Source organism: Lactobacillus sp. C449L, assembly GCF_059900815.1.
The window spans coordinates 135,376-149,977 of the sequence record NZ_JBWXGA010000003.1 but is presented as its reverse complement, the minus strand read 5'-3'; the positions used below and the strand labels follow the sequence as shown (position 1 = coordinate 149,977).

General features: G+C 35.6%; 13 protein-coding genes. 4 read left to right on the top strand and 9 right to left on the bottom strand.

Annotated features, from left to right (window positions below):
- Window positions 1-285: 285 nt before the first annotated feature.
- The 4 genes from AC2JF9_RS06420 to AC2JF9_RS06405 all read left to right on the top strand — a co-directional run bounded on the left by AC2JF9_RS06420 (window position 286) and on the right by AC2JF9_RS06405 (window position 4,354).
- Window positions 286-1,260, top strand: coding sequence for an ABC transporter substrate binding protein (locus AC2JF9_RS06420; protein ID WP_500726130.1), 975 nt, complete (start codon window positions 286-288; stop codon window positions 1,258-1,260).
- A 399-nt stretch (window positions 1,261-1,659) separates the two neighbouring features.
- Complete coding sequence (locus AC2JF9_RS06415; RefSeq protein ID WP_500726127.1) at window positions 1,660-2,628, top strand: ABC transporter substrate-binding protein; 969 nt, start codon at window positions 1,660-1,662, stop codon at window positions 2,626-2,628.
- Window positions 2,629-2,655: 27 nt separating this feature from the next.
- Window positions 2,656-3,573: an ABC transporter permease gene (locus AC2JF9_RS06410; RefSeq protein WP_500726125.1), complete on the top strand. Its 918-nt coding sequence runs from the start codon at window positions 2,656-2,658 to the stop codon at window positions 3,571-3,573.
- Window positions 3,551-4,354, top strand: coding sequence for an ABC transporter ATP-binding protein (locus AC2JF9_RS06405; protein ID WP_500726123.1), 804 nt, complete (start codon window positions 3,551-3,553; stop codon window positions 4,352-4,354). The genes AC2JF9_RS06410 and AC2JF9_RS06405 overlap by 23 nt, the downstream gene beginning before the upstream one ends.
- Before the next feature lie 29 nt (window positions 4,355-4,383).
- Here the strand turns inward: AC2JF9_RS06405 and AC2JF9_RS06400 are convergent, their stop codons facing one another.
- The 9 genes from AC2JF9_RS06400 to AC2JF9_RS06360 form a co-directional block, all read right to left on the bottom strand.
- Window positions 4,384-4,848 (bottom strand): TetR-like C-terminal domain-containing protein, encoded by a 465-nt coding sequence (locus AC2JF9_RS06400; protein WP_500726121.1) that lies wholly within the window; start codon window positions 4,846-4,848, stop codon window positions 4,384-4,386.
- Window positions 4,849-4,943: 95 nt separating this feature from the next.
- Complete coding sequence (locus AC2JF9_RS06395; RefSeq protein ID WP_500726119.1) at window positions 4,944-6,302, bottom strand: DHA2 family efflux MFS transporter permease subunit; 1,359 nt, start codon at window positions 6,300-6,302, stop codon at window positions 4,944-4,946.
- A 726-nt stretch (window positions 6,303-7,028) separates the two neighbouring features.
- Window positions 7,029-8,087: an SIS domain-containing protein gene (locus AC2JF9_RS06390; RefSeq protein WP_500726117.1), complete on the bottom strand. Its 1,059-nt coding sequence runs from the start codon at window positions 8,085-8,087 to the stop codon at window positions 7,029-7,031.
- 20 nt (window positions 8,088-8,107) lie between these two features.
- Window positions 8,108-8,917 carry a PTS system mannose/fructose/sorbose family transporter subunit IID gene (locus AC2JF9_RS06385; RefSeq protein ID WP_500726115.1) on the bottom strand — a complete coding sequence of 270 codons (810 nt, stop codon included), beginning with the start codon at window positions 8,915-8,917 and terminating at the stop codon, window positions 8,108-8,110.
- Complete coding sequence (locus AC2JF9_RS06380) at window positions 8,910-9,713, bottom strand: PTS mannose/fructose/sorbose/N-acetylgalactosamine transporter subunit IIC (protein WP_500726112.1); 804 nt, start codon at window positions 9,711-9,713, stop codon at window positions 8,910-8,912. Before AC2JF9_RS06380 ends, AC2JF9_RS06385 begins: the two co-directional genes overlap by 8 nt.
- A 3-nt stretch (window positions 9,714-9,716) precedes the next feature.
- Window positions 9,717-10,202: a PTS sugar transporter subunit IIB gene (locus AC2JF9_RS06375; protein ID WP_500726110.1), complete on the bottom strand. Its 486-nt coding sequence runs from the start codon at window positions 10,200-10,202 to the stop codon at window positions 9,717-9,719.
- The gene (locus AC2JF9_RS06370) at window positions 10,195-10,611 is read right to left on the bottom strand and encodes a PTS sugar transporter subunit IIA (RefSeq protein WP_500726108.1); all 417 of its coding nucleotides are present in this window, start codon (window positions 10,609-10,611) and stop codon (window positions 10,195-10,197) included. Before AC2JF9_RS06370 ends, AC2JF9_RS06375 begins: the two co-directional genes overlap by 8 nt.
- A gap of 82 nt (window positions 10,612-10,693) precedes the next feature.
- Entirely contained in the window at window positions 10,694-13,378 is a 2,685-nt protein-coding gene (locus AC2JF9_RS06365) for a sigma 54-interacting transcriptional regulator (RefSeq protein ID WP_500726106.1), read from the bottom strand.
- Between the two features lie 147 nt (window positions 13,379-13,525).
- The gene (locus AC2JF9_RS06360) at window positions 13,526-14,593 is read right to left on the bottom strand and encodes an SIS domain-containing protein (protein ID WP_500726104.1); all 1,068 of its coding nucleotides are present in this window, start codon (window positions 14,591-14,593) and stop codon (window positions 13,526-13,528) included.
- Between the last annotated feature and the right edge of the window lie 9 nt (window positions 14,594-14,602).

The following is a 14,602-nucleotide window of genomic DNA, read 5'->3' as shown; positions in this document are numbered from 1 at the left end:
TCATCAAAGGTTAGAGGTGTTTTTTATGATTACTATGAAGAATCAAAAATTACAGCAGAATAACCGTTATTACTATAGCTACTATAGATAAAGTTTGAGTTCATCTAGGTGAATTCAAACTAAAGCAAGTTTGAATTTATCTATGATGGCTATAGCTTTTTCAGTATGTTTAGCCACGTAGGTTTCTAAGTGGCTAATCGTACTTCAATAAATATGATTACTTTGCAAAGTAACTCTTGTGATACCCACTTAGAAATAGGTGGGTATTTTTTATGGAGGCATCAGATGCATTTAAAGAAGTTTTTAGCAGGAATTAGTTTGGCCGGATTATTATTATTAGGTGGTTGCAGCAACAATAAAAAAGCCGACAGCAATTCAGAAGTCAAGCACGTCGGTGTTTTGCAGGTAGTTCAGCACCCTTCCCTTGATAAAGCATATCAAGGTTTTAAAAAGGGACTAAAAGAAGAAGGCTTTATTGAAGGTAAAAACCTGAAAATCGATTATCAAAATGCCCAAAACAGTCAAGATAACCTGAAAAGTATGAGTGACAAGCTAGTCAAAGAAAAATCGGACTTGATTTTAGGAATTGCTACTCCTGCTGCCCAGAGTGTGGCTAATGCTACTCAAGACATCCCAATCGTCGTTACCGCAGTGACAGACTTGAAAGCAGCTAAATTGGTTAATTCCAACGCTAAACCTGGTCGTAACGTTACTGGAACAACCGACATGGTTTCAATTAAGCGGCAAATTGATTTACTTCTATCAATTGTTCCAAAGGCTAAAACAATCGGAATTATGTACAATGCTGGTGAATCAAATTCCAAGATTCAAGCTGATATGGCAATTGCAGTACTTAAAAAAGCCGGCGTAAAAGTTTTGGTTAAGACAGCTAACAGCACCAATGACGTACAACAAGTTACTGAAACTCTAGCCTCTAAAGTCCAAGGAATTTTCGTTCCAACCGACAATACCTTTGATTCCGCGGCTTCGGTAGTGGGCAAAGTCGTTAAAGAAAAGAAAGTTCCTTTAGTTGCTGGCTCAACTGACCAAGTCAAAACTGGCGGTCTGGCTTCAATTGGCATTGATTATGAATTACTTGGCGAGCAAACTGGTAAAATGGCTGCTAAAATTTTAAAAGGTAAGGCAAAACCTGCTGACATGCCAGTTGAAAGAGCACATGACATGAAACTAGTTATCAATAAGGATATGGCAAAAGCTTTAGGAATTGATCCAAAATCCATTAAAGCGCCAAAAGATTAACCTTTTTACTACAAAGCAATTCTATTTTTCTTCAAAATAACAAGTTACTTTACCTTTTAAGCACTTCCTAGTGAGCAATAATTTCTTTTTTCCTTGACTTTAAATTCTTAGTATTTTATAATTTTCTAATCAAGGTTGGAGGTATACAGATTATGAATATAAATCGATCTTCAAAACTGAATAACCGTTATTACTTTAGCTACTTTAGATAGCGTTTGGATTCATCAAGGTGAATTCAAACGGAACGCAAGTTTGAATTTATCTATGATGGCTAGAGCGATTTGATTACGGTTAGCCACATAACTTTTAAGTGGCTAGTCGCAACTAATTAATTTGCAAATTAATTTTTGTAATACCCACTTGAAAGTAAGTGGGTATTTTTTTATGGAGGAATGCAAAATGCATATCAAAAAATTATTAACAGGTATTAGTTTAGCAGGATTATTGTTACTGGGCGGATGTAGTAACAATAAAGCTGACAGTGGATCAGAAGTCAAGCATGTCGGTGTTTTACAAGTAGTCCAACACCCTTCGCTTGATAAAGCATACAAAGGCTTCAAAAAAGGACTAAAAGAAGAAGGCTTTGTTGAAGGGAAAAATTTAAAGATTGATTACCAAAACGCACAAAATAGTCAAGATAACTTGAAGAGTATGAGTGAAAAGCTTGTTAACGAAAAATCAGATTTGATTTTAGGAATTGCCACTCCTGCTGCTCAAAGCGTAGCCAATGCTACCCAAGACATTCCTACTGTGGTAACTGCAGTTACGGATTTAAAGGCTGCTAAATTAGTTAAATCAAATGCTAAACCTGGTAGAAACATTACAGGAACGACTGACATGGTTTCAATTGACAAGCAAATCGAATTGCTATTATCAATTGTTCCCAAGGCTAAAACAATTGGCGTAATGTACAATGCTGGTGAATCTAATTCTAAGATTCAAGCTGATCTAGCAATTGCTGCTTTAAAGAAAGCAGGCGTTAAAGTTCTAGTTAAAACGGCAAACACTACTAATGATGTTCAACAAGTAACTGAAACATTAGCTGGCAAGGTACAAGGAATTTACGTTCCAACCGATAACACATTTGCTTCTGCTTCATCAATCATTGGTAAAGTAGTTAAAGAAAAGAAAATCCCATTGGTAGCTGGTTCAACTGATCAAGTTAAAACTGGTGGTTTAGCCTCAATTGGGATTGACTACGAGTCACTTGGAGAGCAAACTGGTAAGATGGCTGCTAAAATTCTAAAGGGCAAAGCTAAACCAGCTGATATGCCAGTTGAAAAAGCTAACGAGTTGAAATTAGTAGTTAATAAAGAGATGGCAAAAGCATTGGGTATTGATCCTAAGTCGATCAAAGCCCCTAAATAATTAGAAAGGTAGCGTGAACGCAGAACTATGCTAAACACTTTTTTGGAGTTATTTCTTTCGGCAACCTCACAAGGTTTGCTTTGGTCATTAATGGCGATTGGTGTTTATTTAACTTTTCGTATTCTAGACTTGGCCGATATGACCGCAGAAGGTAGTTTCCCTCTAGGCGGAGCAATTGCCACTATGTGTTTGATCAAAGGAATTAATCCAATCTTGGCTACATTAGCAGCTTTTGGTGGTGGAATGATTGCTGGCTTTGTAACTGGATTTTTAAATACAAAACTGAAAATCCCATCATTACTTGCAGGAATCATTACTATGACTGGTTTATATTCCATCACTTCTCGGGTTATGCAAAATGCTGCCAACGTTTCTCTCTTAGGTAAAGATACGATTTTTACGATAGCTCAAAACTGGGGACTATCGCGTAACAATGCGGTAATCGTTATGGGCTTAATTATTTCCTTGCTGGTAATTGGAATACTAGTTGTTTTCTTCAGAACAGAAATCGGCTTAGCAATGCGTGCTACCGGCGACAATCCAGAAATGAGTGCTGCAAATGGAATTAAGACCCAGAGAATGCAAATTTTAGGTTACATGATTTCTAACGCCTGCATTGCCCTTTCCGGAGCGTTGCTTGCCCAAAATAATGGTTTTGCGGATTTAAACTCTGGTGTGGGAACGCTAGTCATTGGTTTAGCTTCTATTATTATCGCCGAAGTCTTAGTTCGTCACTTACCATTAGGCAGTCGCTTACTTACCTTGGTAATAGGAGCCATTATTTACCGCTTGATCTTAGCATTAGTTTTCCAAATGAACGTTGAACCAACTGATGCTAAACTAGCTTCTGCCCTAGTTCTGATTGTTTGCTTGACGCTACCTAACTTCCACTTGCCACGCAATCTAAAAGGAGGAAATAAAAATGCCAGAAGTACTAAAAATTAAAAATCTCCATCAGACATTTGAACGGGGAACCGTTAATGAAAATCCGGTGCTACGTGGGATTGACCTTGATTTAGATGCTGGTGATTTCGTGACTATTATTGGAAGCAACGGTGCTGGAAAATCAACTTTGTTAAACAGTATTGCCGGAACTATTCCTGTTCAAGAAGGACAAATTATTTTAAACGACAATGATATTACTAAGCTACCAGTTACTAAACGAGCAAAGAATATCAGTCGCGTCTTTCAAGATCCAAAAATGGGAACTGCTGTAAGATTAACCGTTGAAGAAAATCTAGCTTTGGCTATGAAGCGTGGTCAACGGCGTGGCTTTTTACCGGGAGTTAAAAAACAAGATCGCAAGTTCTTCAAAACGCAGCTGGCACAATTGGGATTAAACTTAGAAAACCGTCTGGATACCGAAATTGGGCTGTTATCTGGTGGACAAAGACAAGCAATAACTCTTTTGATGGCAACTCTGCAACGTCCTGATTTGATTTTGCTTGATGAGCACACTGCTGCTCTCGATCCCAAGACTTCAATAACAGTAATGGAATTAACCGAAAAACTAATCAGTGAACAAAAGCTAACAGCTTTTATGGTTACTCATAATATGGAAGACGCCATTCGTTACGGAAATCGCTTGATAATGCTACATCAAGGACGTGTTGCAATTAATCTAGCTAGTGAGGAAAAACAAAATCTAACAGTTCCAAAATTAATGGAAATGTTCCAAAAACAAGTTGGCTCCGGTGTCGGTGACGACGCTATGCTACTTGCTTAAATCGTAAACAAAAAACAATCTGAAAAAGTTCAGATTGTTTTTTTATGTTCTTTAATTTCATTTTCGCCATTAATAGCATTCATGCAATTAAGGTGCGCCTCAATTACACACACTATTTTTTCCACAGGTTCTTCACAATTATCGCTAAGCCATTCGCCAATCACTGCAACAATGCCACTGCGAAAAAAGACCTGGTGATAGTGATTTTGCTGTTGTTGATTAGCAGCAAATTTTTCTGCTAATCCTTTTTGTAAATTCAGTTTGAAAAACAAGCGATACAAGTCTTGATGATCTTTGACATGCTGCAAAAGTTTGGCAAAGGATGGTGGCTTAATGTCAGCCTGCATAGTAATATATTCGTCTACTAGATATTGGCGTAATTTATCCGTTAAATCATAAATATCAATGTAATTATCATAAAAGGAAGAGCGGTTAACTTGTGCTTTTTGACAAATTGTTGTGACCTTCAAATCATGCAATTCATGGTCTTTCAAAAGTTCGATTACCGCGTCCTGAATTTTTTTCCGTGAAACTGCCCGGTTACGTTTATTTCTCATGAGATCATTATGACATAAAAACTATTTTTTGTTTATCGCTTTCTAAATTGCAACAGGCTAATGATTACCTGAACCAGCGCAAGTGCAGTCATTGCCTTAAAAGAATACTGAATACCTGTATAGCTTGCCGTGGAATGTGGATTTGTTAAATGCGTACCGTTAGTCATTATTTCCATAAAAACCGTTGTGCCTAAAGCGCCGCTTAAAGTTCGCAAAGCTGTCAAAAGTGCTGTTCCGTGGGCTACTTCATCAGTAGGCAGATTCTGCATTCCCCAGGTAACAATTGGCATCATTAAAAACCCAACACCTAACAGTCGTAAGAGGTATAGCACTCCAAGTACAATAACCTCTTGTGCTGAGTCAATCATTGTTACTCCCCAGCAACTTAATACCATTAAAAGGCCACCAGCAAGTGCCAGTTTACTAATTCCAAAGCGATCATAGAATCTTCCGGTCACCGGATTAATAAGCGCCATTGCCAATGAACCCGGAAGCATGATCAGTGCGGAAACTACCGCAGATTTTTTCATCACCGTTTGAATTAAAATCGGGTAAATGGTTGAGCTGCCCATCATTACGGCATATAAGAGCATACTATTGACGACTGCTATTCGAAAATTGTTCCTTTTTAAAATGCGCAAATTCAAAAATGGTTCTGCCATTTGTAATTGTCTTTTGGTAAAGAGAGCAATTAAAGTGATTCCAATTAGCAATGTAATTATGCTTGCTGATATATTGCTATCCAAACTGCTTAAGCCAATCAACAGACCGATTAAGCCACCGCTACATAGCATTAGAGAAAGATAATCCAGCGGAATTTTTGCAGTTGGCGTAACATTTTTAACGGTTAGAGAAGCTAAAATGATTATTATTATGGAAATTAGGCCAGTAATCAGAAAAATACTGCGCCAACCCCATGAATCAATAACCATTCCGGTAAATGTTGGTGCAATAACGGGAGCCACACCAGAGGCTAGCCCTAAAATTCCCATTACTGTTCCTTGCTTTTCAGTGGGGTAGAGCGTCATAATTACAACTTGCGTTAATGGCAAGATAATTCCGCTGCCCAACGCTTGAAAAACTCTGCCAACAAGTAAAACACTAAATGATTTCCCCCACCAGCTGATTAACGAGCCAAAGGTAAACAAAGCCATTGCTGATAAGAAAATCTGCCTAGTGGTAAACCGTTTGATTAAGTAAGCAGTTGTAGGTACCATAATTGCCATTGCTAAGCTAAAAGCACTGGTTAGCCATTGCGCCGTTGACGCGGATAACGACAGTTCATACATGATTTGTGGTAAAGCCGTAGTCAAAGATGTCTGCAATAATGAGGTAACAATTGCACCAGTGAGTAATGTACCAAAAATTAAATTGGCCTTTTTATTAGTCATACTTTCCTCTTCTTTCGTTTTGATTTTCTTTATTATAGATAACTGTCAAAACCAAACAACCAACAATTTGAGTGAATTTGTTGGGAAAAGAAAACTAAAAGTAATAAATAGTACATAAACTATACGGCTTTTGTATAAAAAGCTTTTCTAAATTTTTGTTCACAATATAATTACTGAACGATAATTTAATGACCTAGATGTCGTTTGTATAATCTCATATAATTTATAAGAGAGCAGCATATAAACAAAGTTTTTCCTTTTGCCACAGTTTTCCTATTTTCATATAAGACATAAAAGCTGACTTTGAAGTCTTTTTTTAAGCACTTCGTGTAGTGCCATTTATCTTACTAATTTAATTTGTCATCTCCGACTCAATGTAATTGCATGACAAACTAAAAAAAGCGAAAAGAAAATAATTTACACAATTAAAAAGGCATAATTCCAAATAGAAAAATGAGGATTATGCCTTTTTTAATGTTAATTTTTATATTTTAGTCTGCAAAACACTTTCGCCTTGTTTAACCTCACCGGTCGTTAAGAGCTTAACTTCAGCATAGTCATTTGTATTAGTAACAATGACTACAGTTGAGCAATCATAGCCAGCCTTCTCAATTGCATTTAGATCAAAGTGCAGTAACTTCTGTCTCCGATTAAATTGATTGTTCGCAAAAAAGCCAGAAACCTATGAGATTTCCTGCTTTTATATATGATTAGTACGAAGATTTTTTAGTGATTAAATTTCTTACTGCCCAATTTCATGTGAAAATTTGGATCCTTTGGTGAGTTAGGGTCAAAGCCTAAAACTGTTGGAACGATTGATGCCATTACTTGAAGAATGAGTGGGAAAATAAAAGTTTCAAAGTCTTGTGGAACATTGACATCATAGCCAAAATGGTTTCCACTATTAGCATCTGAAGTGTCAATTAAGTAAAGGTTGTTTGTCCAATCACCAAGAACTTCTATCATTTTTTCACAGCGAGGCTCAGTGCCATTATCAAAAATAAGTACTGATGCCTTGTCGTTCATAGCATTATAAATTCCGTGAATAAACTCATCAAAATCGTATCCTGTTATAGGCATTCTACATGTTTCTAGTACCTTTAGTGAGCCTTCGAGTACATCACCGTATAACATGCCTGGGCCAACAACTCTTAGATTGTCCATCTTAGCAAGCTTTTCTTTGTGCTCTTCTACCCAACTAAGTGCGCGTTCATATGCATGTGGGAATTGCTCAAGAGTTACGTTCAAATTATTGATATCTTGATCAAATTGATTCTGGTTAATTGTTCCATTAGCAAGACCAATATAATCTGCCATTAATAGCAAATTCAACTTAGTCGAATAGTATCCTTTAGTTTTTGCACCAGCTTTTTCTTCACCAATGTTAACAGTCATTACTTCGTCTGCTATTTGATCAATGTATGCATCTTTTTCACCAGCCATTGTTCCAATAATACAGCCGGCTTCTTTAGCCGTCTTCATCGCATCGAATGTACTAAAACTACTACCTCCCTGAGAAATTCCAATGACCAAAGTACTAGAATTATTTCCAACAAAGAAGTCAGGTGTTAACATAAACGGGTAAAAAGCTAATACTTCAATACCTGAGCGTTTGCGCATAAGTGATTGCATCTGTAGGCCAGAATGATAACTAGTACCTGAACCGGTAATAATCACTTTTTTAATATTTCTTTTTGCAACACTTGCAAACAAATCTTTACTTCCTGCAACAATCTTCTTTAATTGATCTGGTGTACTTGAAATATATTCTTGAATTAAGTTCATTTTTTCCTCCAAATTAAATCTTATAGAATTCCAATTGCATGTAAGGCAATTCCTAAAACTAAAACTCCGATAGTTAGTTTTGAAACACTAACTTTCTTTCTGATTAGCCAAAAAACAAGTAAGGTTACCAACAATGGCAATAAGTTAGGCATAATTTGGTCAAAAATTGTTTGCAATTTAACCGTAGCACCTGTCATAGAAAATTTAAGTGGGGTAGTAACTGGCAACATGGTAGCAACCATACCACCAACAACCATCATTCCAATAATTCCCACGACTTGCATTATCTGATCCATCACGCCGTTTTTCTGCACTTCGTCTAGGGATTCTACTCCCCATTTATAACCATAAGTTAAACCAAAAACTCTGATTAAGGTTGCTGGAAGGTTGTATAAAACTAAGAACAAAATAGGGCCTAAAATACTGCCTTGTTTAGCAAATGATGCTCCTATACCTGCTGCAATAACACGGAAGGTACCAAATAAAAGTGAATCTCCAATGCCCGATAGTGGTGCCATTAACGCCGCTTTAACTGAATTAATTGAGTCCGGGTCCAGTGAATCAGGATTATTAGAATATTGCTCTTCCATAGCAGAAGAAATTCCCATAATCATTGGAGTCATTGCCGGAGTACAGTTAAACAATGCTAAGTGTCGTTTTAATGCATCAGAGCGATCTTTTGTATTTGAGTACAGCCTTTTAATAACAGGTTCCATTGCATAAGCATATCCAAGATTTTGCATTTTCTCATAGTTGAACCCACCTTGTAAGGCAAAACCACGCCAAAATACTGATCGCAGGTCTTTTTTAGTTACTTTTTTCTCATTCAAAATCAATTTCCCCCTCAGTTAAATTATTTTTATTAGCGTCTTCTTTAGTTTTTTCTTGTCCACTCGATTTACCACTATTACCGCCAAACAAAACAATAATAATTGCAAGACATACTGCAATGACTGCAATGCCAGTTACATTCAGTTTTAAGTATGAACATAATAGAAATCCTAAAAAGAAGAAAACAAACATTTTCTTTGAGAACAGCATATCAAGTAACAGCGCAAATCCAACTGCTGGAAGCAAATTACCTGCTACAGTCAGCCCTTCTAAAATAACCTTTGGAATCGCATTAATGATTAAGTTTATCCTTGACGCTCCCAAAAGCATTGCTAAAAATGTTGGAATAAATGCACTTAAGAAGAACAAGAATGTTGTAGTAAGCAGCATTAGGTTGATTCCTCTAAAGTTTGCAGTTTCTGCATACTTGTCTGCTCTATGCGCAAACCATAAATTAATAACTCTTACCAAAGTACCCAAGTTAGCTGCTAAAACTGCAACTGGTACAGCAATCGTCAGAGCAACGCCGATTCCCTTATGCGAAATAATTGCAAGTGCTGTGCCTATAACACCGCCAGTAACATAATCTGGAGGAGTTGATACACCAATGCCGGCAATTCCCATCCAAATAAGTTCTAGTTGCGCACCAATAATAATTCCTTGTCTAATATCGCCTAAAACTAAACCAACAAAAACGCTTAATACAATAGGTCTTCCAAACAAAGTTGCACCAAGTACACGCTCATCTAAAATACCTATTCCAGCTACTAAGCCAACTAATAAAGCTTGAACCATTAATTATCCCTCCTTAAGTAAGTCATTAAGACTTGCCTTTTTATCTCGAGGTAACATTCTAAAGTCTAGCTCAACGCCTAATTCCTGAATTGTTTTCAGGTCAGCAATATCCTGATCAGTTACTGCAACATAATCATTTAACTTCTTTTTGCCATCCTCGTATTTCAGTCCACCAACATTTAATTCTTTAATCGAACCATTAGAGTTCATAATTAGCTTTAACGCATCTTGAATGTTTCTGACTAAAACAAGCACTTTGGCCTTTTTAGCAGCAGCGAATTTTTCAACAATTGGTCCGGATTCCTCAACACTTCGTATATAGAGCTGAACTCCAGTTGGCTTAGCCAAATCTAAGGCCATTGCTTTCACTTTATCTTGTTGCGCTTCATCGTTTGCAACCAAAATAGTGTTAGCATCTGAACTTGATGTCCAGCCAATCGCAACTTGACCGTGTAATAGTCGCTCATCAACTCTAACTAATTTAAGCATTACTAATTCCTTCCTTCACTTTTTCACCTACATCAACAACTCCAGCTATTCCAGCATCTTTCAATTGAGCTATAAGTTCAGCTACACCGATACTATCTGAATCAGAAGTGAGTAACGTTAAAAGCATTGGTAAGTTCAAACCAGAAATTAATGAAAAATGATGTCCTTGCAGCAACAACTCCATGCAAATATTAGTTGCACTGCCACCAAACAAATCAGTTAATATAATCAAATTAGATTCATCGGAAGTACTTATTAATTCTTCTAGTTCTTTCTTACCTTGAGCATTAGACTTTTCTTTAGTCATGCCAAAACAATTAACATTTGAAATTTCACCAACAATTAACTCAGCAGTTTTTTTGAACTCATAACTCAAATTGCCATGAGTAGCTAAAATTATATTCTTCACATAAAGTCCTCCTTTATATTTTGCCTTTTAACTTATGTTCAACTACCTTTTAGCAAAAAACATGCCATGCTACTGTGTAAGATCAACTATGCATGATTAGATCCCTTATATAAGCAGTTTCCGGATCGGTAATTTTAATTGAAAAACTATTTTCTAGCACACTATTGTATTTTTTTAAAACACTAAAACAATGATCTCTAATAATTTCTTTATTGTTGCCATTATATTCTTTAATTTCGTTTCCTCGAATGATTCGCTCAATCATATTTGCAATATGAACATATAGCGATATTTGAACACGATTAGTTAGCTTTTTACTGAGATCAATCTGTATTTCTTGAATATATTTGCCAATGACATTGATTACTTTATTTGGTGAAATAACTGTTAAAGAATCCAGAATTCGGTCTAGCGAAAAGTTCTTAATCAATTGCTTTTCCCATGAATCCAAATTTACTTTTGAAGAAAAAGGTTTTAAAATCTCTTTTAAAAATTTGATTTTTTCACCTGTCATTATTTCTTCGAGTCCAAAATATGGAATCCCCTCAACATCCGGATTATCAATTCCAACGATTGCTATTACATTTTTACTTGTCAACATATCCGAATCATGGTAGTTAACCAACTCCTTAAAATCGAAGGCCTCTACTTGAACATTAACCAAATCACGAAAACTCTGACTCAAAATATTCTTAATTCTTTGCGCACTACCCATCCCTGTCATACAAGTCGTGATAATGGTAGCTGGGGACGACAGTTGTGGAATACACAGCTTGCTTTCGATAATATCTTTTGGCAAATGGTCCTGAATAGTTTGTAAATCTTTTTCTAATAGTAATTGATTACCAATTTCGAGCATAACCGACATGCTAACATTGTTAATTACTAATAAATCACACGAGCATTCATTTTGAATAGGCTCAATAATTGAGTCCAAAGCACCCATATCCATCAGAATTACTAATCCTTCACGCGGATTAATTCTTTTTATTAAGTCTCTTAGATAAGTAATCATTTCAGACCTTGATACATCCGGTTTCAAGTCCACAGGAGTAAAAATCGAATTTTGTAGAAAATGATTGCAAGTGTCAGTCATACTACTAGCCGTAGCATAACCGTGTGCAACTATAATTGCTGGTATTCGTGGCAAAACGTTTAGATTATCATTTGAAATTAAAACTGCTAGCCACAAGCGATCACACTTTTTTATGCTTACTTCAAAATGCATCTCTATCAATGGCACTAGTTTGTCAACTATCTGTAATTCCTGTTCAAATAACTGACTAATTAGTTCAAGATTCTTGTCAACAGTATAGTCTGCCACAGTGTCATTTCGCATTAAATAATAAATATAAGTTGCTAAATCATAAACTGAAGCATTTTGAAGGTTTAACGAGTCAATCTGTGCAACGCTAAAAATACTCGTAATAACATCGCTGTAATCAGCAATCAAAGAGCGCTCTGTATTATAAGCTGAATACAAAATTTCATGCGTTTGTTTTTGAACAATTTGATAATACATATTTTTTTGCTTTGCCTTATCAGCTTGTAATTTTAATAAACTTTTCCAAGAAAATGTCATTTTTGAAACAAGCTCACTACTATCTGAATAAATCAGATTCTTGTATACATCTTTTGGAGAAAAGGTCATTTTGGTTTTATCCGGAATTATTGAAAAGTTATTTGCACGCATCTTTTCTAAAATGTTATTAGGTAAGTCACCAATTTTTATTTCAATTTTGTGTTCACTAGATTTAAAAGCGTATTTTTTAGCTACAATATTCTGAATAAGATTTTTTAATTCACCAACATTTGATTTAAAGTGATAGTGACAAATTAAACTGATACATTGTTTTGAAATTTCAATCTCACATTTTGTTCTTTCTGCTTGTTTAAGAAACATTGTATAAGTTAATATTCTTTTTTCATATGCTCCGCGTTGGTCTAATGAAGGTAGTTTAATCTTGATTGGAATTCGACGTAAAAAAGTATTTAAAAAATCTTTTTCTTCTTTAGTCGTAGCAAAAAACAGCCTAGTTTTGCTTGTGATTTTTCTAGCATCATTTCCTACAGGAGAAAACTCCCCAGTGTCCAAAAAAGTAAATAGTTTCTCCTGACCTTCCGCACTTAAGCGGTGAACTTCGTCTAAAAACAAAATTCCGTTGTTTGTTGCTTGAATGGCACCTTCTTTGTCAGAATCAGCACCAGTAAAAGCGCCCTTTACATATCCAAAAAGCACACTCGAGAGTAATTCCGGATTATTAGCATACTGGGCACAGTTAATAACAACTAGTTGAGCATCAGGTTCTAAAATATTTTGTGCTTTTGCGAACTCAAATAATTTTTTTATCAGAAAAGTTTTACCGGTTCCCGACTCGCCAAAAATAATCGCTGGCAATCCTGAAGGGGGATATATCAAAGATGCTTTTAGTTGTTCAATTACATCTCCTAAACTACCATTCCAACCTATTATTTCTCTCCATATATCAGATTGACTTGAATTTTTAAAATCATCAACACTAGCATAAGCATTATTAGAGCGCCCTTTTTCATCTGACCTTAAATAAATTACGGGCCTAGTATTAATCTTAATCAATTCCTTTTCTTTAAAAAGCTGATTAAGTCTTTTACTCACTACCGAACGGTCAAAACCAGTTTCTTTTGTAATAAAGTTAGTCGTTGGCGCTTTGCCAACATCATAGTCTTCCAAGAACTTTTTTGTTTGTTGATTTATTAGCTGTAATATTTTATCATCTTGGTTTTTCATAGTATTATAATTCTCCTTGTCTAAAAGATACCACATATTCACAAAATTAATATACATGGCTATATATTGAAAACTAAATAATGCAAAATTTAATTACACAAAAGGCCTTACTCAAATGATATTCAAGTCCAGGCCTTAATTTATTAGTTAAATTTTTGATTTTGTTATCTCATCGAATTCTGGATAAGGTAAGATCTCCAAATCAATGTTCTTGGATTTGGATAGTTTATATGCAAGCAAATGAACCGGAATAGTCATAAACAATGCTACTAGCAGTTCACTCACATTAGTATTTAAGTTTAAAATATCTACTTCTGAATTATAAAACTGATTTTTGCCAATTACAGAAACATGGTTCGAATGTAACTTTAAGAAGTTTTGCAATTTTTTAGCTCTATCTTCTAGCCTGCCTTGCGGTTCAATAAAGACAAAACGATCTGAATTATGCAATCCTAAGTATGGACCATGCATATATTCTTCCAATTCTTTTCCTTGCGCTGTAATATGAACTGTTTCAGTAACTTTAGTTTCTCCTTCACGAGCAACTCCATAAGCTGCACCATAACCAATAAAATATACCCTCTTCATGTCACAGCTTTGGATTAAATACTTGTCAGTCCATTCCTCTGATATTTCAACAATTTTTGGCATATTTTCAATAACTAGTTCAATTTCTTTTTTATCCTTTTCGTATATTGCTGAAGAAGTTTTTTTGATTCGATATGCAGCCTCGCTTGCAAATAAAATCAACAAAAGAACAGTAATACTATACCCTAATGTCACATATGGCATCTCTTCAACTTCCATTCCCATTGGAATAATAGTTGCTCCGGTCTCAGCAATTGGACTACTAAGATCACTAGTTAAGACAAAAATATCAATTTTCTTATGCCTAAGCTCGTTAACTATTTTAATAGTTGAGGCGCTATGCCCCCCTTGGGAGATAGCAATATAGAGAATGTCCTCTCTAAAGTTGCTGTGATAATTTGCTGCTATTGATGGCTCTTCGACATATACCGGAATTCCAAGTCTTTCAGTCATGAACGGAACGGCACCAAATGCCGCATTTGAGCTAGATCCTGTTGCAAATAACACAATTGATTTGTATTTTGCTTCGTTTTCTACGTACTTTTGAATAATTTGCTTCAACAATTCAACGTAATTTAAGTATACACTCCGATAATTTTTAGCTTCTGAGCTAATATAATATTCCATGCTCTTCAT